The sequence below is a fragment of the Brevibacillus sp. FSL K6-0770 genome (assembly GCF_038000275.1).
Taxonomy (GTDB): Bacteria; Bacillota; Bacilli; order Brevibacillales; family Brevibacillaceae; genus Brevibacillus; species Brevibacillus parabrevis.
The window spans coordinates 5,416,464-5,439,442 of sequence record NZ_JBBOBQ010000001.1; the positions used below are offsets into that span (position 1 = coordinate 5,416,464).

Consider the following 22,979-nt stretch of genomic DNA (forward strand, 5'->3'; position numbering starts at 1 on the left):
CGTCTCGCTGACCGCAAGCAGCCCCATCGACTGTCAGGAAAAGGACCGAGACATTTTTCACACAAACACAAAAAAGACTGCCGATGTCCTCGACAGTCCTTTTCATTCATCCATATGCCTGAAAACAAAAACATCAGGCTCCTTCTTGCTTGTTCCGCAGATCAACTACAATAGCTCCCACCAGCTCGGCTTGGCTGTCAGCTACAGGCACCCCACAGCAGTACGGCTCGCGAGTCAAAATCGATAGCATCCGGGATGTATCATCGGTAGATCCTTCATCTATCAAAGTAATCCGGACAGGCTTGCCACTCCATTCGGAGCGAAACAGCAAACTTCTGACCGCCCGCTCCAGCACCTGCTCCGAATTGTGCACCAACAAGCGGTAATGCTCGTGCGAAAGCTCTGTCACGCCGTCCATTCGACTGGCCCATCGATCAGCGATCATCACCAGCAATGAGGAGAAGCCAAATGCCGCCAGTAGCCATACAACCAGTTCTTCCATCACGGTCATACCCCCTCCTATACAAAGGTATGCCGAACAGCTTGAACAGGGTGCCAACTGGACGCTCATACGGATTCTACAGTTTTACCCATCCGTTTTTGATCGAGATGACAACCGCTTGCGTGCGGTCTTGAACGTTCAGCTTTTGCAAAATGCTGCTGACGTGATTTTTCACAGTTTTCTCACTGATGAACAAAAATTCTCCGATCGCCCTGTTGCTCTTTCCTTCAGCCATCAGTTGAAGCACTTCCCGCTCGCGGCGAGTCAGGGACTCGATCACTTTTGGATCGATCGTTTGCGAATCATCCACGGAGAAGCTTCGCTCTGTGCTGCCTTCATGCTCGCTGAGACGACGGAACTCCTCGATCAGCTTGCCCGTTACCTTCGGATGGATGTAAGCGCCGCCGCTTGCTACGACGCGCACGGCATCCACCAGATCGCTGGTGCCCATTTCTTTGAGCAAATAGCCCGATGCACCGGAACGCAACGTGCGGTAAACGTATCCTTCATCATCGTGAATAGAAAGCATGATCACTCGCGTAGAGGGACTCACAGAAATTACATTTTCCGCAGCAGAGACGCCATTGATGTTTGGCATATTGATATCCATCAACAAAACATCCGGCTTGTGCTCTTCGGCGAGCAAAGCAGCCTCTCCGCCGTCCGCTCCTTCTCCGACGACCTTGAAGTCATCTTCCATTTCCAAAATGCGCTTGACTCCTTCACGGAACAATTGGTGGTCGTCCACAATCACGATGCGGAGCTCTTGCTGTCTTTTATCCATGTTTCATCCCCCTGTGTACATAATTCTGTATCGGTTCATATTTTTAACGGTATTTGGAAAATAACCTTTGTTCCCTCACCCGGAGCTGATTGCAGGTCCACATTGCCTTCCAGCAGCTGCACACGCTCGCGCATTCCCAACAGTCCAAAGGAATTTCCGTTTGCCATGCGCTTCTCCAGATCGAATCCAACGCCATCGTCTTTGACGACGAGACTCAGCGACTCCTGAAGAAACTCAAGCTTCACTTGTACCGAAGAAGCTCCTGCATGCTTCTCCACGTTGTTCAGGCACTCCTGAACAAGCCGGAAGATTGCAGCCTTGACGGAACTGCGCAGCGGTGGCTCCACACCAAATACTACCAGATCAATCGAAGCCCGGATACGTTCTTCGCACGTCTGAATGTATTTTTGCAAAGTGGGAACCAAGCCGAGGTCGTCCAAAGCCATCGGACGAAGGTCAAAAATGATCCGTCTTACATCAGCCAAACTTAACCGAACCATTTCTTTCAGCTCGTGAAGCTCCATTTGCGCTTCCAGAATACGTTCGTTTTTCAACATGCGCTCGACGATTTCGGAGCGCAAGACGACGTTTGCCATCGATTGAGCCGGACCGTCGTGAATCTCGCGCGCGACACGTTTGCGCTCTTCTTCCTGCGCCTGAATGATCTTCAACCCCATCAGTTGATGCTGCTTGGCCGATTCCAGCGCTTCCCCGATCTTGCTCAGGTCGCCAGTCAGGTAGCCAAGCACCACACCCATCTGGGATACAAGCTTCTCGGCGCGTACAATCGTTTCCTCCAATGTACGCAATTGCCGCTCCAGATCATTGCGCCGGCGCTTCAAGTTGTTTTCCCGCTCGCGATAGATGGAAAGCTCCACCTGGATGCGGCTCGCCTCTTCATAGGCGATACGGATGTCATCCTCCGTGTACATGTGAAAGTTGCGGCTGACCTGCACAAGCCTGTTGCGCGACTTTCGATAGGCCAATTCCAACGCATCGACCTTTTGGATTACTTTGGAAATTTCTTGCCTCAGCTCATGCAAATCAAACTTTAGCGAGTTGCCTTGTTGTCTTGCATCTTCGGCTATATCAAAAATTTGCGTTTTACTTGTTTCTACTGTTTCAATGGTTCTCTTGATCACCCCATCCAGCACGCTGATGTCGATCGCTTTGTTCATGATTGCTCTCCTTCGAACTCTTTTTTCGCTTTCGTGAACAGCTGTTGGAGTTTGACCTCATCTACGTCTCGCAGACCCACATCATTGCGTGGGATGGCAAAAGGATCTACCTCTCGTTTGGCGAAACCGGGCGTAGAAGTAAACACATACTCATACCCTGCTTGTCGGGCTGTTTCCAAAACGATCGGATTCGTGTAGCCAAAAGGCAGTGAAATCGCCTTAATATCCTTGCTCATCCAACCGTGCAAACCTGCGCGAGACATACTGAAATCAACATAGAGCCGATCCCTGTATTCCTTTTCATTTTCTAATCGCTTTACATCCTGCAAGTAGACGGGAGCAGTCTCTGGTCCCATCTCTCCCCATTCATTCCGCGCTTCCTCTTCATGCAGGCTGTAGGTATGGGAACCAATATCAGCCAAGCCAGAGTGAAGCATTTCCATGACTTGTTGACGCGTGAGTGGCGTCGTCATGTTCTCCCGTTTTCGTTCGGCTACATCTCGCAAGCGTCCTGCAATCACGAAGTTCACTGACGGGTAGCCGTATGTACGCAATATCGGAAAAGCCTTCGTATAATAACTTTCGTAGCCATCATCAAACGTAATCAGGACAGCATTTTCTGTCGGCAAGCTCCCGGTATCGACAAAGCGCAAAAACTCATCCAGCGTAATGGGATGCAGGTCATTTTCGTGCAAAAATGCCATATGTTCTGCGAATTGTTCGGGCGCAATCACGTAACGTTGGCCTGCAGCATCTGTCACATGATGATACGTCAGGACGACGACTTGATTGTTATACCACTTTTGCGGCTTTACCGTTGCTTTTTCGTTTCGCGTGACGTTTGGCTCAGCGTTTTCCGTCTCGCTTATGCTTATAGACGTATCGACTTGGGGAAAAGGTTGCACTTTTTGCGCATTCTTTTTTGACTGGTACAAATCACCAAGCCCCAATATCGTCACAACCAACAGTAAACAACTGATAAACACTGTCAGGAAGAGCCTTTTGTTCGGCAAAGAAACCCCTCCTTCACTTCCTCACTAGGAGATTCGACACAGTCCTACATTTTCCCTTTGATCAGGATTCACCAATAATTGGAAATTTCTTCCCATAACAAAAAGAGCCCAGTAGCTTTTACCAGGCTCTTTCTTTGCCGTGCTTATTTTGCCAGTTGAGCAGCCTCTTGCTTCAGAACTTCTGCTTTGTCTGTTTGCTCCCAAGGAACATTCAGGTCATTGCGTCCGAAGTGGCCGTAAGCCGCTGTTTGTTTGTAGATAGGACGACGCAGGTCGAGCTGTTTGATGATACCAGCTGGACGCAGGTCGAAATGTTTGCGAACGAGTTTCACGAGATCTTCTTCGGAAACAGTTCCTGTACCAAAAGTATCAACTGCGATGGATACTGGTTGTGCTACACCAATCGCATACGCTACTTGTACTTCGCACTTGTCAGCCAAGCCAGCTGCCACGATGTTTTTCGCAACATAGCGAGCAGCATAAGCACCGGAGCGGTCTACTTTTGTCGGATCTTTACCGGAGAACGCGCCGCCGCCGTGACGAGCGTATCCGCCGTAAGTGTCTACGATGATTTTGCGGCCAGTCAAGCCAGCATCCCCTTGTGGTCCGCCGATAACGAAACGGCCAGTTGGGTTGATGAAGTATTTGGTTTCAGCATCCAGAAGTTCAGCTGGAACTACTGGTTTGATTACATGCTCAACCAGGTCTTGTTTGATTTGCTCCAAAGTTGTTTCAGGAGCGTGTTGAGTAGAGATAACGATCGTGTCGATGCGAACAGGCTTGTCTCCATCGTACTCAACCGTTACTTGTGTTTTACCGTCAGGACGCAGGTAAGCGAGTGTGCCGTTTTTGCGAACTTCGGTCAAACGACGAGCCAGTTGGTGGGACATGCTGATCGGCAATGGCATCAACTCAGGTGTTTCGTTGCAAGCAAAGCCGAACATCAGACCTTGGTCGCCTGCACCAATCGCTTCGATCTCAGCGTCAGTCATTTTGCCTTCGCGCGCTTCCAGTGCTTGGTCTACACCCAGTGCAATGTCAGCGGATTGCTCGCCGATTGCTGTGATAACACCGCAAGTGTCAGCGTCAAAGCCGAACTTAGCGCGATCATAGCCGATTTCACGAATGGTTTCGCGAACCAGCTTTTGAATGTCTACATAAGTGTTGGTTGTGATCTCACCCGCTACGAGAACCAGACCTGTCGTTACAGAAGTTTCGCACGCTACGCGAGCGTTTGGATCTTTGGACAGGATGGCGTCCAGGATGGAGTCGGAAATTTGGTCACAAATTTTATCCGGATGTCCTTCGGTTACAGACTCAGATGTGAACAGACGACGACCTTTTTGCAAAGCCATGAGAAAATACCTCCTTTGACCTCATACAAATAGTTTGGTAGCCGAGTCAGGATTTTATCGACGTAAACGCAAATAAAAAACCTTTTCCATCTTTCGGAGGAAAAGGTTTGAGCGCTTTTAGCTTCCTTCATCCTCTTATCGGCCAGAACAGATTTCCGTCCTGCTGGTTAGCACCGCTCTAGTCGGTTGCCGGGCTTCATAGGGCCAGTCCCTCCGCCTGCTCTGGATAAGAGTATCCATTACGGATTATAGAATAATTGTTTTTCGGGGTGGTGTCAATAGACTTTTCCCACAACTCCGGTTCGAAGCAGGCCAGCCTGTACAAAACGTTGATGAAATCGCCTGCGGGAAGCGAGCGATGATGACTGTAGCGCATGGACAGCGCCTTTTGCACAAGCTGGTCAAGCCTCTTTATACTTGGTACGATTTGGCGATCAATACAACAACCTCGGCCCGCGTAGCGGTTCCCTGAGGCTTGAAGGTCTTGCCATATCCGTTCAGCCACTTTTTTTGCGTCAAAGCCTCGATCGCCGGCGATGCCCAATAGTTGACCGGAACATCGCGATAAGAGGACACGCTGCGGCTATTCACAGCTACCCCTTTCGCCCTGGCGATCATGGTGGCCATCTCGGCCCGCGTTACCGCCTGATCAGGCTTGAGTTGACTGTTTGGATACCCCTTCAAGACTCCGAGCTGATAAGCTACCCCAAGGGTGTTGTACGCCCAGTGCTTTTTTGGCAAATCGGAAAAGACGTCCTTGCCCGTGTACATACTGGCTACTTTCGAGCCGGTGACACGCATCGTCGAAACGAGCATGGTCGCAAATTGGGCGCGGGTCACTGCCTGATCCGGCTTGAATGTTGCGTCGTCGAAGCCTTTGATGATGCCTTTGTCGCTGAGCTTGGCGATTTGCGGACGCGCCCAGTGGTTAGAAATATCCCGATAGCCGGAAATGAGCGGCTGCGGGCTGAGCGTCAATTTGTAGGAATCGTACTTGAAAGGCACGATGCTGCTCATGCGCACGAAATACTTCCCTTTAGGCAGGCGTATGCCGAAAATTTCACTGCCTTGGTCTGACCGCTCTGCCACTTCGGTTGTCGAAGCAAGCGCCACGTTCATGTTTTTCTCATTGTAAAGGGCGATGTGAAACCCGCTTGCTACCGGGATGAACGGAGCGCGAACTGTGACGTACGATTCCGCATCCAATGTAAATTGAAACCAGTCTGAATCTGTCGACGCCGGAATGGTTCCTGACATGACTCCTCCACTGGCAAGCGGAGCAGCTTTGCTATACGTATTATTCGGCTCGTTCCCATCTTTTTTCAACGGGGTAAAGGCGAGATCGAGGCGATATTCGCCGTTCATTGCATTTTGCTGATACTCGCTGACGCGAATGTAGTATTTTCCTGGCGAGACGTCCTTGCTTGCACGTTCGGAAGGATTATCCCTGTCGCTGTTATCGTATACCGGGTCCCAGACCGTATTTTTTCCCGGCTCTTGCTTTCCGATGGCAAGTACCAAGTCCACTCGCTTGTTATCAGGTGTGACCGTCACGTCCATATGCCCGTACTCGCGGACATAGTAGGAGAACCAATCCTGATCCCCTTCCTCATGGAAATTGCCCGTCACGCTGATCTGGTTGCCCACCAGCGGCCTTGCCGTAGCCATCGTATTGTTCGGTTCATTCCGATCCGGGTTGATGGTGAATTTGCTCGTCAGCACATAAGTAAACGCATTAACTCCACCGTTTCTCACCAGCTTGATATTCATTCGCCCAGCTTTTGCAGGAACCGTTATCGTATCCCCGTTCCCGATATAGTAAGTGACCGGCTGACGATTTGCCGGATAAAAAGTCGCTGACATGGCTGAAGATACGCCTGAGTTTACGGATGCGGTGAGACTTACTTTTCCATCGTAAGGAACGTCCATCTTGAACCAGTCAACCGTATCGTTTGGCCCCAGATTGCCACGGACTTGCGCTTCGATCGGAAACGCCTTGGCTCTCTCCAAAACGTTGTTCGGCTCCAAAAAGTCGCTGGACAGCGCACTGCGCACTGCCTTGTTTACGTCCAGAAGACCGTAGCCCGCTTGCCGATCCCAGCCGCCTTCGCCAATATCTGTCGCCGTCTGATAAAGCATCTGCCTGACGTCGAGAGCAGAAAGCTTGGGATGACGAGCCAGAATGAGAGCAGCCGCGCCTGCTACCTGAGGCGCTGCTACAGATGTTCCGGAAACTGAACCGTATTTGCCGCCGAGCTTGGTTGTATACACATTAAGCCCCGGTGCCACCAGATTCATCTCCGGCCCTGTATTCGACTGGTAAAGGACCTGGTTTCTTCCGTTTATCGCCCCCACCGCAATTACGGTCGGGTACGCTGCCGGATACGCGACACGGCTTGCCTCATTTCCGCTCGCCGCCACCAGAACCGCTCCGTTTCGTTCCGCGCGGTCGACCGCATTTTTCATAGCCCGGGAGTAAGCCATGCTGCTAAAAGACATCAAAATGACCTTTGCCCCCCGATCGAGGGCGGCGTTGATTCCTTTGGCGATCATGTCAACATCCGTAGTAGATGCGTTTTTGTTCAAGACTTTGACGGGCAAAATTTTGGCGTTCCAGACCACCCCGGCTACGCCGATCCCGTTGTTCCCTTTTGCCCCGAGGACCCCGATGACTTCTGTTCCATGCCCATTGTCATCCTGCGCACTTTTCCCCGGATTGACCAGGTTAACACCAGGGAGCAAATTCCCCTTCAAATCAGGGTGATTGTAATCGGCCCCTGTATCGAGTACAGCAATCGTGATCGCCTGATTGCTGTTCACCACTGACCATGCCTTGTCCGCTTTGATTTGACTCAGGTGCGTCTGGTTGCTCAGGTAGCTGTCATTGGAGGCAGGAGCAGCAGCGAGTGCCTGCCTGGCTTCCAAAGGAGCGACGGTGAGCAGCAGCGCCAGTGCGACGGTCACTTGAATTGATTTTTTCATAAAAAACAGTCCTTCCCTCTCTCCCTGCAAATCATGCAGCAAGAAAACCTCTGTCGAAGCCGTTTCCGTCATAAGGCCGCGCTTTAGCGGAAGGTTTTCTTAACGTATGAATACCCGCAAACTTTTGCAATCAATCCCAATACGTTCAAAAAGGTATTCGAGTATGATATTCCTCGTCCTAGCATAGCGGATAAAAAGGGCGAATTGCAACCCTAATTCCCCAATATTTGGAACGTTTTGGCAGTAGAAAAACCCTTTTCACCAGTGGCAAAAAGGGTTTCGTTCATTACTGCAGCAGACCTTTATTGTCTTCGGTTTCAGGCGCTACGTATGTTTCCTGTTTTTTTCTTTGACGCGCTTGCGGAATGAAAGCAGTCAACTCTGTCACGTCTACTCCTGCTTTTTTAATCGAAGAGGACGGGATGTCAAATGCCCAGACACGCTGGCTGTTCGCTTCCACCTTCATGTTTTGCAAGGTGTAGTTGACGCGGGCAACCGCTTCGCCATCCTTGTCGTGCACCAGGATCGGCACCTCGGTAAACTCCAGGCGCTTCTCCAAACCGTTGCGGAATACAACAACGACTTTCAGACCGTTATCCTCGTTCGGCTTGATTGCGAGAACTTGCAAGTCCACCTGCCCAGCTTCTACCGGAGCTTCTGCCGCTGCTTTTTGCAAATACTGCTCTTGCTCACTGGCACTCAGCCCCATGTTCAGCTCGTGGCTTCCTTCGAGTCGCTGTTTTTGCGGCTTTTTATACACAATCGTCAGCGGTACTTCTTGCTCCGGAATGCGGTCAAACTCTTCCCAACGGAACATAAACTCCGCCGGACGACTGGACATGGAATCGACTGGTCCGCTTGTCATCAAGTCGAACGTCTTTTTCGCCACCTCTTCGCCTTCTGCTGTTACGAGAGAGAGCGGCAGTTTTTGCAACAGTACGTTGCGGTCTGTCGCATTGCGAATGTAGGCAAGCACCAAATAGCCTTCTACGGTCGCCTGTGTGAAGAACGGAATGACACCGACCTCATCACGTACTACAGGCGGCAACTCATCGTGCACATATTGCAACAGTTCCTGCTCGGCCTCGTCCAGCTGCGCGTCCCACGGACCGTTCATCGACAGGAACAGCTCTTTTGACTCCACGCGGTTTGCAGACTGCTGCGGATTTTCAATACCGGATACGCCCAAGTAAAATTCATTGTGCAAATACTCATGAATGTCCTCTCGTACCTGCTCCAAGCTTTCTTTGGAACCAAACCAGTTTTCCAATAACCAACTCATATGTCAACCTCCTCTTTCCCACTTTAGAAAAATCACGCGTCTACTCTACGTCAAGAATCCATCTACGCAGATTGGCATCAGGCTTTTTCACAAATTCCGGCGGGAACACGATCAGCCACGGACGACTGTTGCCAGGCTGGACACAGATCTTTCTGGCGTCAAGAACGCCTCGCGCAACGACATCCCCGTCTGTATCGGAAATCGTTACTTTCAGTTGCTCAGGGCGATACTCCGTCGACAGACCATTGCGGAACAGCATCGCAGCGACCAGTTGCCCTTCTTTCGTTTTGCCGATATCAAAACCCGTAACTTGTACGGTATTCACCGGGATTGGCGGCAAAGAATTGGCGAGCTTCTCCAGACGATCCTTTTGCCGATCGGTCATGCGGTTCTCCATCTCCGGGTCCAGTTCAAGCGTGCGTGGCCAAATATGCGCGCGGTTCCCTGCCTTCATCACGACTTTCCAGCGACTGAACTGGAAGTTGTCGTGCAGATAGGACTCTTCCGGGAACAGCACTTCCCATGGACGGCTCGTATGCGGCGGAATCGAGCCCATCTCGGACAGATCGATTCTGATCCGCGCAAACGGCTTGTCGTCCAGATAGATCGCCAAACCAATCGTTTTAAAACGAACTGGCTTATCTGTCGCATTGCGGAAGAACATCGTCACGATCATGCCGTTCGGTTGGGGAATCATACTGAAGCCCGTCACGCTGATCAAACCGCGCGCGATTTCTGGAAGCTCCTCCTGCAAAAAGCGCAGCGTGTACTTTTTCTCGGAATCCAGCTCTTGCTCCCACAAAGGATGCAGCGACAGCTCTGTCTTGATTTTCTCGCGTTTAGCCGGAGCGCTGGTCTTCGCCTGTTCCTTTTCCACTTCCACTTCGGTTTCTTTCAGTTCGTCAATGTCGAATGCCGACTCTTCCTGAATTTCTTTCTTCAATTCATCCAGAGCTTTCTCGCCCTGTTCCTTGCCAAACAAATTCTTCATAAAAGAAAACATGTGTTACCTCCTCACACACGTCCGAACCCGAACGCAATTTCTCTCTCTTCATCATAAACATTTCTATACGGCTCATGCAAATCTAGGCTTGCTGCGGAACATTCACTCGCCAGCGAGAAAGATCCGGCTGCTCCAGCAAAATGCTTTCCGGAGGATAAATAAACAGCCATGGCTTGCTCGTATTGGCATTCACCGTCAAGCTTCCCAGTTCAAACACTCCTTCAGCCACCTTTTCTCCTGTCGCATCATAGAGAGCAAGCGGCAACGTTTCAAAGGAAAGAGACTGCGGCGAGCCGTTGCGAATCAAAAGCATGACGTGAAGTGCGCCTTCCTCGGAGCGACGAATTTGCACACCCTGGATATTTACTTCTCCCTCATTGAGCGCAGGAAGTGTTTTCGCCAGCTCGATCAAGGAATTTTTTTGTTCATTCGACAGCGCCTTGATCCAGGACTCTTCCAGTTCCAGTTGCTGTGGCAACACCATTTTCTTTTGTGCCATCTCGAATGCAATCTTCCAGTTCGCCAGCAGCACGTTCACTTGCAGAAAGTGTTCACGCGCAAATACAAACGACCACGGTCTTGCAGATCGCGGCGGAATTTCCCCTATCTCGCTAAAGTCAAACGTCTGGCGGGTAAATAGCTGCTGATCCCCGAACAATACCACCAGCGTCATTTCCTTTAGGTTGATTGGATGGTCCGAACTGTTGCGAATAAACGCCGTGATTTCGATTCCATCATCATGCGGAACGAGCGCTGTTCCAGCGAGGGAAATGTTCCCTTCCTGCAGCGGCTCCAGCTCCTGTGCCATAAAGGAAAGCGCGTATTTCTCCTGCGCACCCAGATTCGCTTCCCACGATTCATGCAGGGACAGCGTGGTAATGACGCCGGCAGATGTTTTGTGTAGACCTTGCTTTTCCTGATGAGACTGTTCGGTATCAGAAGCGGACAGAATGGATTCCTCCTGAACCTGTTCTCGCACCTCTTTTGTGGTAGGCGTCTTCCCCATTAAACTCTTCAAGAAGGATAACATAGCACCGCTCCCAACTTTTCTCTACATCTATATAGTGTTTGCGTTCGTCATTCACTATAGCATAGTGACATCCTTTTGCAACATAGAAAACTTGGCATTAACCCGCCTGCTGCAAGCGCGGTTCCCGCGTCTTTGGTCCGGCAACAAACCACCCGCCTTGCCAGGGGAAAGCGGCGAGTAATATTTGTTAGGATACCTGTACGAATCAGTGATGTCAAGGAATGGAAAGATGTCACCAGAACGAGGTCAATTCCATTTGATGAGAAAGTTTACAATATTATTCATTATTGATAAAATGGAAGTGTCTAAACAAATAACTTGGGGAATACCTTTTGCGCCAGCTGACCGATTCAGCTGGTTCTTTTTTTGGGCAAAAACAGTGAAAATGCCGACAAAGCTGCCAGCGTTGGATTATAAAAATTCATAATTGGACAAACTGTCTAGTAACAAAAATTGGCCTCACTGTGTCGGAAAGGAGGACCTCGCTTGAATCGCAACGGACGAAAATGGTGGAGAACAAACAAGCATAAACTCGAACCTGCCAGGCAAAACAGCCCAAGTCCCTACGCTCATTTGACCTTATCAAAAGAGACGAAGGAAAACCTCCAAACGTTGCAAGACATCTACTCCAAATGCTCGGACGTCATTTTTCGGCCTTTTTATATCGGGAAAACAATCAAGGCGCATGTCGTGTTTATTAGCGGTCTGTGTACCGTTCAAGACGTAGATCAGTACGTGTTGACGCCGCTCATGCAAGCAAATGAAAACGAATTTCCTGACATGGAGCAAATGGCTGAGCAGGTTTTGGCTGTCTCTCGCATCAAAAATCTTGCTACGATTGCCGACTGTATTGAAGAAATCGGCAGCGGCAATCCCGTCTTGCTGTGGGAAGGAGAAGAACGGGCGCTGTCGCTTGGTCTGGCCAAATGGGAAAAGCGAAACATCGAGGAGCCCTCGGCAGAGGTGGGGATACGTGGGCCGCGAGAAGGCTTCACGGAAACATTGGACGTGAATACCTCCCAAATCCGCCGCAGAATCAAAGATCCGGCTTTGAAAATGGAACGCATGAAAATCGGGGGATACACGCAAACGGAAGTGATCGTGGCCTATATGGAGGGAATTGTCGACCAGACCTTGGTCGAAGAGGCAAAAGCGCGACTGAATCGCATCCAGATCGACGGGATTTTGGAGAGCGGATATATAGAAGAAATGATTGAGGACAATCCTGCCTCGCCTTTTCCGCAGTTAAAAGATACGGAACGACCGGATACAGCTTGCTCCGCATTACTGGAAGGCAGAGTCGTCATTCTCGTTGACGGCACGCCTTTTGCCCTGATTGCTCCAGTGACGTTTTTCGCTCTCTTTCAGGCTGCGGAAGATTATTACCAGCGTTATATCATCAGCACGGCGATTCGCTGGCTGCGCTATTTGTTTCTCGGGATCTCTTTATTGCTCCCTTCCTTGTACGTAGCCATCATTACGTTTCATCAGGAGATGGTGCCGACGTCTCTTCTGATCAGCATGGCGGCTTCCCGGGAGGCTGTGCCTTTTCCCGGCCTGGTCGAGGCGCTCTTGATGGAAATCACCTTCGAAGCTTTGCGCGAAGCCGGAGTAAGATTGCCCAAGCAAATCGGGGCTGCCGTCAGTATCGTTGGGGCGCTCGTCATCGGACAGGCTGCCGTTGACGCCGGACTCGTATCCGCTCCGATGGTCATTGTCGTAGCCATTACCGGAATCGCCAACTTCATGGTGCCGCGGTACAGCGTCGGTACGGCCGTCAGACTGCTGCGCTTTCCGATCATGTTTCTCGCGGGCACACTCGGACTGTTGGGAGTCATGCTCGGACTCATTGCGATCGTGGTTCACCTGTGCACCTTGCGTTCGTTCGGCGTGCCGTATTTGTCCGGGATTTCCCCGCTCAAACCAAAAGAATGGAAAGACATTTTGTACCGCTCTCCATGGTGGGCCATGAAGACGCGCCCCCACTTCACCGGAGAATTTAATCAGTACCGTCAGGCTCCCGACCAAAAGCCTGGCCCCGAACGCTCGGAAGATCCATAAACAGACAAGGGAAAGCGAGGTGTAGGAAGCAATGCTGGAAAAAGGAAAAATATCCGCCTTTCAAATGGCCGTTCTCATGTACCCGACCATCGTCGCTACGGCTTTGCTGACGGTCCCAAGCATTACTGCCGCCTACGCCGACAATGATCTGTGGCTCTCCCCCATCTGGGCTTCCTTGATCGGTTTTGTCACGGTGCTGGTCGTAGACGCCTTGCACAGACGTTATCCGCAAAAGACGATCATCCAGTACAGCGAGCATATTCTCGGGAAGCTGCTCGGAAAAGCATTCGGCGCATTTTTGATGCTGTTATATGTACTGCTGACCGCTCTAGTAGTCAGAATCTACGCGGAGTTTCTCGTAGGCAGTTTTCTCACCCAAACACCAATCGTAGTCGTCATCTCTACCATGCTGCTGCTTTGCGCTTTTGCCGTCCGCGGAGGCGTCGAAGTAATCGCGAGAGCGGCAACGGCATTCTCACCCTTTTTTGTCCTGCCGCTGCTGCTCCTGATTGTCTTGCTGTTCACGGACTTTCAGTTCGACCGAATTTTCCCGATCATGGCAGACGGCGTAGGACCATCGCTAAAAGGAGCGCTCATTCCGCAAGGCTGGTTTACGGAGTACATGCTGCTTGCCTTTTTGCTCCCCTTTTTGACCGATCGGGAAAAGGGCAGAAAATGGGGTGTCCTCTCTGTTTTTGCTGTCATGCTGACATTGCTCATCTCCAACCTGATCGTGCTCTTTTTGTTCGGAACCGATGTGGCAACGATGCTTTATCCATTGATGGCAGCCGCTCGCTATGTCAGCTTTGCCGACTTTTTCGAAAATCTGGAATCGCTTGTCATGGCGATCTGGATTATGGGCGCCTTCATCAAAATTTCCGTCTTTTATTACGCCACTGCCCTTGGGAGTGCGCAATTGCTCAACTTGTCAGATTATCGCCCGATCGTTCTCCCGCTAGGGTTTCTCATTACACTATTCAGTTTTTGGAGTATCCCCAGCCTGATGGAAACCAGCAAGTTTGATGTGGCCGTCTTCCCGTTTCTCGGCCCGCTCGTTCTGACTCTTTTGCCTCTGCTGCTCCTCTTGTTGTCCTTCGTGCGTCCTGCCAGACAGGAGGGAAAATCGTCATGAAGCGGATTTTGCTGACGCTTCTCATGATGTCGCTGTTGTTTCTCGGCGGGTGCTGGGACCGAACCGAGATCAATGATCTGGCGATTATTACTGGAGCTGCGATTGATGCAGCAGATGACAATCAGATCGAGCTGTCTGTCCAAGTATTCATCCCCCGCGCCCTTAGTGCGGGCAGAGGCAGCACAAGCAGCGGCGGCAATCTCACGCTTGTAAAGTCGGCGAAAGGTGCCAGTATTGCCGATGCCATCGCTCTGCTGCAAACGAAGATTCCGCGAAAAATTTTTTGGGGCCACTGCGAAGTATTCATTTTTGGGGAGGACATGGCAAAACGGGGAATTGCCGAAGAAATGGACTTTCTCGTTCGCCACCCGCAACCGCGCGAAAGAGCTTACATGTTTGTCAGCAAAGGCAAGGCAGCGAAGACCCTGGAGCTTCGTCCCGAGCTTGAACGCTACTCGTCCGAAGTCATACGCGAAATGTCAGATATGCATATCGGAATGCTGGTCACGATCATTCAGTTAAAAGAAATGCTGCGGGGCAAATCAAATGCTGCCGCTCTCCCCCTGATCGATGTCATGCCGCCGCCAAACGAGGCCAAAGGGTTGGAGACAGCGCCATACATCATGGGAACCGCCGTTTTTCGAAAAGGCAAGATGGTCGGAGAGATCAACGAAAAAGCGACGCGCGGCGTCATGTGGATACGCGGAGAAGTAGAGCGCTACACCGTCACCGCCAAGCTTAAAAATGTGCAGGGCACAGTCTCTCTCAACCCCATCCACTCGGATATCAAATTCATCCCTTCGATCCGCAATGGACAATGGCAAATGACGATAAAGGCGAAAACGGAAGGAGACGTTGTGCAAAACGGCACGAACCTGGACATGAGCAGTCCCGAGATGATCAAGCTTGTGGAAAAAGCTTTTCAACAGGACATCGAAGACCGCATTGAGCTTGCCCTCAAACAGGTACAACACGAAATGAAGGCAGACATCTTCGACTTTGCCACGGACTTTTATCGGGAATATCCTCAAGAGTGGAAGGCAGCCAAAAACAACTGGGACGACATTTTCCCCAACGTAAAAGTAATCACGGATATTCATGCATACGTTCGCCGACCTGGCCTGGTTACGCTTCCTGGCGGCATACCCGAGGAGGAGGTGAGAGAAAAGTGAGATGGGGCGTTACGCTAGGCGTTACATTGCTTGTCCTGCTCATCATTCTCTTTGAGCTTCCAGCTTTGCGGCAGAAGCCGCTTCGAGACAAAATCGCTTTTTTCTCCCTCTTGTTGTGTGGGTGGGTATTGGCCCAATTCGATTTGCCCAATATGGCCGGGCCTGTCACTTGGCTGAATGAACTGTTCAAGCCTTGGGGAAATTTGATGAAAAAATAAACGGCGGCGCGTGTGATCTGCCAGAGGTGATCATCTATGCTTGAAAAAGGCAAAATATCGGCTTTCCAGATGGGCGTCATGATGTACCCCACGATTATCGCCACAGCCATCCTGTCCTTGCCGGCAACGATGGCTACCTACGCCCATAACGATCTGTGGCTGTCTCCCATTTGGGCATCGTTCGCCGGTTTTCTGACGGTTTACGTCTCCCATCGGCTTCATCAGTATTACCCGCAGCAAACGCTGATCGAGTACAGCTGCCAAATCGTCGGGTTGATTCCCGGAAAACTGATCGGCTTGCTCTACTGCTTCCTCTACTTGATGTGGACGGGGCAAATCGTCAGAAACTACGCCGAGTTTGTCGTCGGCGCTTTTCTGTTCAACACTCCGATCGTCGTCGTCATCGCAAGCATGATTTTGGTCTGTGTCTTTGCTGTTCGCGGCGGCATTGAAGTAATTGGCCGGGCAGCCCTGTTGTTCATGCCGCTGTTCGTACTTCCCTTATGCCTCATGGTCCTTTTGCTGCTGCCTGATCTGGATTGGCAAAACTTTTTTCCGGTACTGGAAAACGGCATTGTCCCTTCGCTGAAAGGAGCTGTTGTTCCGCACATCTGGCTTGGCGAGTTTTGGCTGACGGCTTTTCTCTTTCCGTTGTTAGCCGACAGCAGCAAAGGCCGAAAGTGGGGAATGCTTTCCGTGCTGGCTGTAACCATCACGATGATTGCCACCAATTTGTTTTCCCTGTTCTTGTTTGGCAGCGATGTTTCCAGCATGCTCTACCCTTTAATGATTGCTTCGCGCTACGTCAGTATTGCCGATTTTTTCGAAAATCTGGAGTCTGTGGTGATGGCAGTCTGGGTGCTGGGCGCTTTTGTCAAAATATCGGTATTTTTCTACGTCATCGTCCTCGGCAGTGCACAGCTGATGGAAGTAACTGACTATCGACCGCTCGTATGGCCAATCGGCTTTTTGATCGTGCTGTTCAGTTTTTGGGGTATCCCCAACATGATTGTTTTTAACTATCTCGACGAAACTTCGCTTCCTTACTACGGCTTTTTCATGCAAATTCTGTTGCCGCTGCTTCTCTTGCTGATTGCCAAACTGCGAAACAAGCCGCAACGAATGAAGTCAGCCGCATAACAACAGAGCGCGACTTTGAGCAAAAGCCAGCCTCAGGTTATGCGGCTCGGTTTGTATAGTTTTATTATTCAGTCAATTAATAACAGGTTTATCCACAGGTTGTGGATAATTTTTTGCTCATTTATGTGTGTAACTGGAGGCATTTTTGGTATTTGACGATATACTCATCCAATTTTTGCGACATATCGATCACAGTCGGATGCAGAAAGCTTCCTTTTTCCAAAACAAGTTCGGATAACTCTTTACGCATGCTCTCGATACGATGCAACAGATCAGTTGGTTGATCCATGCTAATTCCTCCAGAAACAGTTAGATCATAAGTCCTAGGATTATTATATCATTCGATAGACAGGAAATATAAGGGAAATTATATATTCTTATATAGGCAGCCGCTCATCCGCTGTCAGTCTGACAAGCTCAAGCAAATGAGTCAGATCGCGAATCTCGTACGTAGGCTCGATGTCCAACCGATTTTCCTTGCCTTGCGGATTGAACCAGCATGTATCGATCCCGTAGTTGTGTCCGCCTCGAATATCGGAAGTAAGCGAATCTCCTACGATCAAAGCTTTCGACTTGTCTGTCACTTGCAGTTTGGAAAATGCATAGTCAAAAATTCGCGCATCCGGTTTCTGAAACCCGGCCTCTTGGGAAATAATCAACTGTTCGAAAGCATGGCGAAGAGGCGATGCTGCGATTCTCGCTTTCTGCACTTCGGCAAAGCCGTTTGAAATGATAGCCAGGCGGCATCCCGCCAAACTGCTGCATACTTCCTGCGCTCCTTGAATCAGCGGCGTTTCCTGTGCCAGATTGGCCAAAAACTCTTCGTTGAAAGCAACAGCATCATAGGACAGCTCATGCGCTGAAAACAGACGGCTGAACCGCTCCACTCCAAGCTCGTCCAGTGACACGATTCCTTGTTCCAGCTCCAGCCACAGTCTTTTGTTGATTTCACTGTACGTTGCTTGGTAGGCAAGCCAGCCTTCGGGCATTCCAAAACGGTGGAAAGCTTTATCCATCGCATTTTTTTCCGAAATGCCAAAATCGATCAACGTATCGTCCACATCAAAGAAAATCACTTCGTATTTCACAGTTCTCTCCACCCGTCTCTTCCGGCTCGGCACCAGTCGTTTCTTTTTTCATCAATCAATCTATCATCTTATTATAACAGATTTGACATAAGGAACTGCCTATCATCTGGAAGAGTACGGAAGAAAAGTAAAAGAGTCTCCTCTTGCACAGCCCATCAGGTAAAGCGTTGCGTCTTGTACCATCTTCTCTTTCTTTTTGTCACTTTATCAGCCAGCAGTCCCCAAAATGCTTGCACCGAGATGACGATGAACAGCTGCGCATACGTAAATTTGATGAAAAAATAAACGGCGGCGCGTGTGATCTGCCAGAGGTGATCATCTATGCTTGAAAAAGGCAAAATATCGGCTTTCCAGATGGGCGTCATGATGTACCCCACGATTATCGCCACAGCCATCCTGTCCTTGCCGGCAACGATGGCTACCTACGCCCATAACGATCTGTGGCTGTCTCCCATTTGGGCATCGTTCGCCGGTTTTCTGACGGTTTACGTCTCCCATCGGCTTCATCAGTATTACCCGCAGCAAACGCTGATCGAGTACAGCTGCCAAATCGTCGGGTTGATTCCCGGAAAACTGATCGGCTTGCTCTACTGCTTCCTCTACTTGATGTGGACGGGGCAAATCGTCAGAAACTACGCCGAGTTTGTCGTCGGCGCTTTTCTGTTCAACACTCCGATCGTCGTCGTCATCGCAAGCATGATTTTGGTCTGTGTCTTTGCTGTTCGCGGCGGCATTGAAGTAATTGGCCGGGCAGCCCTGTTGTTCATGCCGCTGTTCGTACTTCCCTTATGCCTCATGGTCCTTTTGCTGCTGCCTGATCTGGATTGGCAAAACTTTTTTCCGGTACTGGAAAACGGCATTGTCCCTTCGCTGAAAGGAGCTGTTGTTCCGCACATCTGGCTTGGCGAGTTTTGGCTGACGGCTTTTCTCTTTCCGTTGTTAGCCGACAGCAGCAAAGGCCGAAAGTGGGGAATGCTTTCCGTGCTGGCTGTAACCATCACGATGATTGCCACCAATTTGTTTTCCCTGTTCTTGTTTGGCAGCGATGTTTCCAGCATGCTCTACCCTTTAATGATTGCTTCGCGCTACGTCAGTATTGCCGATTTTTTCGAAAATCTGGAGTCTGTGGTGATGGCAGTCTGGGTGCTGGGCGCTTTTGTCAAAATATCGGTATTTTTCTACGTCATCGTCCTCGGCAGTGCACAGCTGATGGAAGTAACTGACTATCGACCGCTCGTATGGCCAATCGGCTTTTTGATCGTGCTGTTCAGTTTTTGGGGTATCCCCAACATGATTGTTTTTAACTATCTCGACGAAACTTCGCTTCCTTACTACGGCTTTTTCATGCAAATTCTGTTGCCGCTGCTTCTCTTGCTGATTGCCAAACTGCGAAACAAGCCGCAACGAATGAAGTCAGCCGCATAACAACAGAGCGCGACTTTGAGCAAAAGCCAGCCTCAGGTTATGCGGCTCGGTTTGTATAGTTTTATTATTCAGTCAATTAATAACAGGTTTATCCACAGGTTGTGGATAATTTTTTGCTCATTTATGTGTGTAACTGGAGGCATTTTTGGTATTTGACGATATACTCATCCAATTTTTGCGACATATCGATCACAGTCGGATGCAGAAAGCTTCCTTTTTCCAAAACAAGTTCGGATAACTCTTTACGCATGCTCTCGATACGATGCAACAGATCAGTTGGTTGATCCATGCTAATTCCTCCAGAAACAGTTAGATCATAAGTCCTAGGATTATTATATCATTCGATAGACAGGAAATATAAGGGAAATTATATATTCTTATATAGGCAGCCGCTCATCCGCTGTCAGTCTGACAAGCTCAAGCAAATGAGTCAGATCGCGAATCTCGTACGTAGGCTCGATGTCCAACCGATTTTCCTTGCCTTGCGGATTGAACCAGCATGTATCGATCCCGTAGTTGTGTCCGCCTCGAATATCGGAAGTAAGCGAATCTCCTACGATCAAAGCTTTCGACTTGTCTGTCACTTGCAGTTTGGAAAATGCATAGTCAAAAATTCGCGCATCCGGTTTCTGAAACCCGGCCTCTTGGGAAATAATCAACTGTTCGAAAGCATGGCGAAGAGGCGATGCTGCGATTCTCGCTTTCTGCACTTCGGCAAAGCCGTTTGAAATGATAGCCAGGCGGCATCCCGCCAAACTGCTGCATACTTCCTGCGCTCCTTGAATCAGCGGCGTTTCCTGTGCCAGATTGGCCAAAAACTCTTCGTTGAAAGCAACAGCATCATAGGACAGCTCATGCGCTGAAAACAGACGGCTGAACCGCTCCACTCCAAGCTCGTCCAGTGACACGATTCCTTGTTCCAGCTCCAGCCACAGTCTTTTGTTGATTTCACTGTACGTTGCTTGGTAGGCAAGCCAGCCTTCGGGCATTCCAAAACGGTGGAAAGCTTTATCCATCGCATTTTTTTCCGAAATGCCAAAATCGATCAACGTATCGTCCACATCAAAGAAAATCACTTCGTATTTCACAGTTCTCTCCACCCGTCTCTTCCGGCTCGGCACCAGTCGTTTCTTTTTTCATCAATCAATCTATCATCTTATTATAACAGATTTGACATAAGGAACTGCCTATCATCTGGAAGAGTACGGAAGAAAAGTAAAAGAGTCTCCTCTTGCACAGCCCATCAGGTAAAGCGTTGCGTCTTGTACCATCTTCTCTTTCTTTTTGTCACTTTATCAGCCAGCAGTCCCCAAAATGCTTGCACCGAGATGACGATGAACAGCTGCGCATACGTAAATTTGATGAAAAAATAAACGGCGGCGCGTGTGATCTGCCAGAGGTGATCATCTATGCTTGAAAAAGGCAAAATATCGGCTTTCCAGATGGGCGTCATGATGTACCCCACGATTATCGCCACAGCCATCCTGTCCTTGCCGGCAACGATGGCTACCTACGCCCATAACGATCTGTGGCTGTCTCCCATTTGGGCATCGTTCGCCGGTTTTCTGACGGTTTACGTCTCCCATCGGCTTCATCAGTATTACCCGCAGCAAACGCTGATCGAGTACAGCTGCCAAATCGTCGGGTTGATTCCCGGAAAACTGATCGGCTTGCTCTACTGCTTCCTCTACTTGATGTGGACGGGGCAAATCGTCAGAAACTACGCCGAGTTTGTCGTCGGCGCTTTTCTGTTCAACACTCCGATCGTCGTCGTCATCGCAAGCATGATTTTGGTCTGTGTCTTTGCTGTTCGCGGCGGCATTGAAGTAATTGGCCGGGCAGCCCTGTTGTTCATGCCGCTGTTCGTACTTCCCTTATGCCTCATGGTCCTTTTGCTGCTGCCTGATCTGGATTGGCAAAACTTTTTTCCGGTACTGGAAAACGGCATTGTCCCTTCGCTGAAAGGAGCTGTTGTTCCGCACATCTGGCTTGGCGAGTTTTGGCTGACGGCTTTTCTCTTTCCGTTGTTAGCCGACAGCAGCAAAGGCCGAAAGTGGGGAATGCTTTCCGTGCTGGCTGTAACCATCACGATGATTGCCACCAATTTGTTTTCCCTGTTCTTGTTTGGCAGCGATGTTTCCAGCATGCTCTACCCTTTAATGATTGCTTCGCGCTACGTCAGTATTGCCGATTTTTTCGAAAATCTGGAGTCTGTGGTGATGGCAGTCTGGGTGCTGGGCGCTTTTGTCAAAATATCGGTATTTTTCTACGTCATCGTCCTCGGCAGTGCACAGCTGATGGAAGTAACTGACTATCGACCGCTCGTATGGCCAATCGGCTTTTTGATCGTGCTGTTCAGTTTTTGGGGTATCCCCAACATGATTGTTTTTAACTATCTCGACGAAACTTCGCTTCCTTACTACGGCTTTTTCATGCAAATTCTGTTGCCGCTGCTTCTCTTGCTGATTGCCAAACTGCGAAACAAGCCGCAACGAATGAAGTCAGCCGCATAACAACAGAGCGCGACTTTGAGCAAAAGCCAGCCTCAGGTTATGCGGCTCGGTTTGTATAGTTTTATTATTCAGTCAATTAATAACAGGTTTATCCACAGGTTGTGGATAATTTTTTGCTCATTTATGTGTGTAACTGGAGGCATTTTTGGTATTTGACGATATACTCATCCAATTTTTGCGACATATCGATCACAGTCGGATGCAGAAAGCTTCCTTTTTCCAAAACAAGTTCGGATAACTCTTTACGCATGCTCTCGATACGATGCAACAGATCAGTTGGTTGATCCATGCTAATTCCTCCAGAAACAGTTAGATCATAAGTCCTAGGATTATTATATCATTCGATAGACAGGAAATATAAGGGAAATTATATATTCTTATATAGGCAGCCGCTCATCCGCTGTCAGTCTGACAAGCTCAAGCAAATGAGTCAGATCGCGAATCTCGTACGTAGGCTCGATGTCCAACCGATTTTCCTTGCCTTGCGGATTGAACCAGCATGTATCGATCCCGTAGTTGTGTCCGCCTCGAATATCGGAAGTAAGCGAATCTCCTACGATCAAAGCTTTCGACTTGTCTGTCACTTGCAGTTTGGAAAATGCATAGTCAAAAATTCGCGCATCCGGTTTCTGAAACCCGGCCTCTTGGGAAATAATCAACTGTTCGAAAGCATGGCGAAGAGGCGATGCTGCGATTCTCGCTTTCTGCACTTCGGCAAAGCCGTTTGAAATGATAGCCAGGCGGCATCCCGCCAAACTGCTGCATACTTCCTGCGCTCCTTGAATCAGCGGCGTTTCCTGTGCCAGATTGGCCAAAAACTCTTCGTTGAAAGCAACAGCATCATAGGACAGCTCATGCGCTGAAAACAGACGGCTGAACCGCTCCACTCCAAGCTCGTCCAGTGACACGATTCCTTGTTCCAGCTCCAGCCACAGTCTTTTGTTGATTTCACTGTACGTTGCTTGGTAGGCAAGCCAGCCTTCGGGCATTCCAAAACGGTGGAAAGCTTTATCCATCGCATTTTTTTCCGAAATGCCAAAATCGATCAACGTATCGTCCACATCAAAGAAAATCACTTCGTATTTCACAGTTCTCTCCACC

25 protein-coding genes and 1 riboswitch are annotated in these 22,979 nt (G+C 49.7%); of the genes, 8 read left to right on the forward strand and 17 right to left on the reverse strand.

Annotation, left to right across the window (positions count from 1 at the left end):
- Positions 1-133: 133 nt before the first annotated feature.
- The 9 genes from NST23_RS25755 to NST23_RS25795 all read right to left on the reverse strand — a co-directional run bounded on the left by NST23_RS25755 (position 134) and on the right by NST23_RS25795 (position 11,129).
- Positions 134-511, reverse strand: coding sequence for a glycosyltransferase family 2 protein (locus NST23_RS25755; RefSeq protein ID WP_340964896.1), 378 nt, complete (start codon positions 509-511; stop codon positions 134-136).
- 67 nt (positions 512-578) lie between these two features.
- The gene (locus NST23_RS25760) at positions 579-1,286 is read right to left on the reverse strand and encodes a response regulator (protein WP_063230720.1); all 708 of its coding nucleotides are present in this window, start codon (positions 1,284-1,286) and stop codon (positions 579-581) included.
- Between the two features lie 35 nt (positions 1,287-1,321).
- Positions 1,322-2,464, reverse strand: coding sequence for a sensor histidine kinase (locus NST23_RS25765; protein WP_122962636.1), 1,143 nt, complete (start codon positions 2,462-2,464; stop codon positions 1,322-1,324).
- On the reverse strand, positions 2,461-3,477 hold the full coding sequence (locus NST23_RS25770) for a polysaccharide deacetylase family protein (protein WP_242773983.1): 1,017 nt from the start codon (positions 3,475-3,477) through the stop codon (positions 2,461-2,463). Before NST23_RS25770 ends, NST23_RS25765 begins: the two co-directional genes overlap by 4 nt.
- Before the next feature lie 143 nt (positions 3,478-3,620).
- Positions 3,621-4,832 carry a methionine adenosyltransferase gene (gene metK, locus NST23_RS25775; protein ID WP_122962634.1) on the reverse strand — a complete coding sequence of 404 codons (1,212 nt, stop codon included), beginning with the start codon at positions 4,830-4,832 and terminating at the stop codon, positions 3,621-3,623.
- 132 nt (positions 4,833-4,964) lie between these two features.
- A riboswitch (SAM riboswitch) is annotated at positions 4,965-5,065 on the reverse strand.
- Between the two features lie 178 nt (positions 5,066-5,243).
- Positions 5,244-7,814, reverse strand: coding sequence for a S8 family peptidase (locus tag NST23_RS25780; protein ID WP_309538606.1), 2,571 nt, complete (start codon positions 7,812-7,814; stop codon positions 5,244-5,246).
- Positions 7,815-8,100: 286 nt separating this feature from the next.
- Complete coding sequence (locus tag NST23_RS25785) at positions 8,101-9,096, reverse strand: SLAP domain-containing protein (RefSeq protein WP_122962633.1); 996 nt, start codon at positions 9,094-9,096, stop codon at positions 8,101-8,103.
- Positions 9,097-9,136: 40 nt separating this feature from the next.
- Complete coding sequence (locus NST23_RS25790) at positions 9,137-10,099, reverse strand: SLAP domain-containing protein (RefSeq protein WP_122962632.1); 963 nt, start codon at positions 10,097-10,099, stop codon at positions 9,137-9,139.
- Positions 10,100-10,181: 82 nt separating this feature from the next.
- Entirely contained in the window at positions 10,182-11,129 is a 948-nt protein-coding gene (locus tag NST23_RS25795; RefSeq protein ID WP_122962631.1) for an accessory Sec system S-layer assembly protein, read from the reverse strand.
- Between the two features lie 229 nt (positions 11,130-11,358).
- Between NST23_RS25795 and NST23_RS25800 the strand changes: the two genes are divergently transcribed.
- The 6 genes from NST23_RS25800 to NST23_RS25825 are packed head-to-tail and all read left to right on the forward strand — an operon-like array spanning position 11,359 to position 16,852.
- Complete coding sequence (locus NST23_RS25800) at positions 11,359-11,556, forward strand: hypothetical protein (protein ID WP_173596393.1); 198 nt, start codon at positions 11,359-11,361, stop codon at positions 11,554-11,556.
- A 59-nt stretch (positions 11,557-11,615) separates the two neighbouring features.
- The gene (locus NST23_RS25805; RefSeq protein ID WP_122962630.1) at positions 11,616-13,190 is read left to right on the forward strand and encodes a spore germination protein; all 1,575 of its coding nucleotides are present in this window, start codon (positions 11,616-11,618) and stop codon (positions 13,188-13,190) included.
- 31 nt (positions 13,191-13,221) lie between these two features.
- On the forward strand, positions 13,222-14,322 hold the full coding sequence (locus NST23_RS25810) for a GerAB/ArcD/ProY family transporter (protein ID WP_340964898.1): 1,101 nt from the start codon (positions 13,222-13,224) through the stop codon (positions 14,320-14,322).
- Positions 14,319-15,494 (forward strand): Ger(x)C family spore germination protein, encoded by a 1,176-nt coding sequence (locus NST23_RS25815; protein ID WP_340964900.1) that lies wholly within the window; start codon positions 14,319-14,321, stop codon positions 15,492-15,494. Before NST23_RS25810 ends, NST23_RS25815 begins: the two co-directional genes overlap by 4 nt.
- Entirely contained in the window at positions 15,491-15,712 is a 222-nt protein-coding gene (locus NST23_RS25820) for a hypothetical protein (RefSeq protein ID WP_122962627.1), read from the forward strand. Before NST23_RS25815 ends, NST23_RS25820 begins: the two co-directional genes overlap by 4 nt.
- Positions 15,713-15,748: 36 nt before the next feature.
- Positions 15,749-16,852: a GerAB/ArcD/ProY family transporter gene (locus NST23_RS25825; RefSeq protein WP_173596390.1), complete on the forward strand. Its 1,104-nt coding sequence runs from the start codon at positions 15,749-15,751 to the stop codon at positions 16,850-16,852.
- Positions 16,853-16,973: 121 nt separating this feature from the next.
- Here NST23_RS25825 and NST23_RS25830 read toward each other — a convergent pair whose 3' ends face one another.
- From NST23_RS25830 to NST23_RS25840, 3 genes are all read right to left on the reverse strand, one after another.
- Complete coding sequence (locus tag NST23_RS25830) at positions 16,974-17,141, reverse strand: aspartyl-phosphate phosphatase Spo0E family protein (RefSeq protein ID WP_063230709.1); 168 nt, start codon at positions 17,139-17,141, stop codon at positions 16,974-16,976.
- 88 nt (positions 17,142-17,229) lie between these two features.
- Positions 17,230-17,940 carry a YjjG family noncanonical pyrimidine nucleotidase gene (locus NST23_RS25835; RefSeq protein ID WP_173596389.1) on the reverse strand — a complete coding sequence of 237 codons (711 nt, stop codon included), beginning with the start codon at positions 17,938-17,940 and terminating at the stop codon, positions 17,230-17,232.
- 155 nt (positions 17,941-18,095) lie between these two features.
- Entirely contained in the window at positions 18,096-18,305 is a 210-nt protein-coding gene (locus tag NST23_RS25840; protein WP_340964902.1) for a hypothetical protein, read from the reverse strand.
- Here NST23_RS25840 and NST23_RS25845 point away from each other — a divergent pair.
- Complete coding sequence (locus NST23_RS25845; protein WP_340964904.1) at positions 18,304-19,365, forward strand: GerAB/ArcD/ProY family transporter; 1,062 nt, start codon at positions 18,304-18,306, stop codon at positions 19,363-19,365. The genes NST23_RS25840 and NST23_RS25845 overlap by 2 nt on opposite strands.
- Positions 19,366-19,486: 121 nt before the next feature.
- On the opposite strand, the gene NST23_RS25850 is transcribed toward NST23_RS25845, so the two are convergent.
- From NST23_RS25850 to NST23_RS25860, 3 genes are all read right to left on the reverse strand, one after another.
- On the reverse strand, positions 19,487-19,654 hold the full coding sequence (locus tag NST23_RS25850; RefSeq protein ID WP_063230709.1) for an aspartyl-phosphate phosphatase Spo0E family protein: 168 nt from the start codon (positions 19,652-19,654) through the stop codon (positions 19,487-19,489).
- An 88-nt stretch (positions 19,655-19,742) separates the two neighbouring features.
- A complete protein-coding gene (locus NST23_RS25855; protein WP_173596389.1) occupies positions 19,743-20,453 on the reverse strand; it encodes a YjjG family noncanonical pyrimidine nucleotidase in 711 nt (236 codons plus the stop codon).
- A 155-nt stretch (positions 20,454-20,608) separates the two neighbouring features.
- Entirely contained in the window at positions 20,609-20,818 is a 210-nt protein-coding gene (locus NST23_RS25860) for a hypothetical protein (RefSeq protein ID WP_340964902.1), read from the reverse strand.
- Here NST23_RS25860 and NST23_RS25865 point away from each other — a divergent pair.
- Positions 20,817-21,878 carry a GerAB/ArcD/ProY family transporter gene (locus NST23_RS25865; protein ID WP_340964904.1) on the forward strand — a complete coding sequence of 354 codons (1,062 nt, stop codon included), beginning with the start codon at positions 20,817-20,819 and terminating at the stop codon, positions 21,876-21,878. The two genes, NST23_RS25860 and NST23_RS25865, sit on opposite strands and share 2 nt — an antisense overlap.
- A gap of 121 nt (positions 21,879-21,999) precedes the next feature.
- Here the strand turns inward: NST23_RS25865 and NST23_RS25870 are convergent, their stop codons facing one another.
- Both NST23_RS25870 and NST23_RS25875 read right to left on the reverse strand, forming a co-directional pair.
- Positions 22,000-22,167: an aspartyl-phosphate phosphatase Spo0E family protein gene (locus NST23_RS25870; RefSeq protein WP_063230709.1), complete on the reverse strand. Its 168-nt coding sequence runs from the start codon at positions 22,165-22,167 to the stop codon at positions 22,000-22,002.
- Positions 22,168-22,255: 88 nt separating this feature from the next.
- Positions 22,256-22,966 (reverse strand): YjjG family noncanonical pyrimidine nucleotidase, encoded by a 711-nt coding sequence (locus tag NST23_RS25875; RefSeq protein WP_173596389.1) that lies wholly within the window; start codon positions 22,964-22,966, stop codon positions 22,256-22,258.
- Between the last annotated feature and the right edge of the window lie 13 nt (positions 22,967-22,979).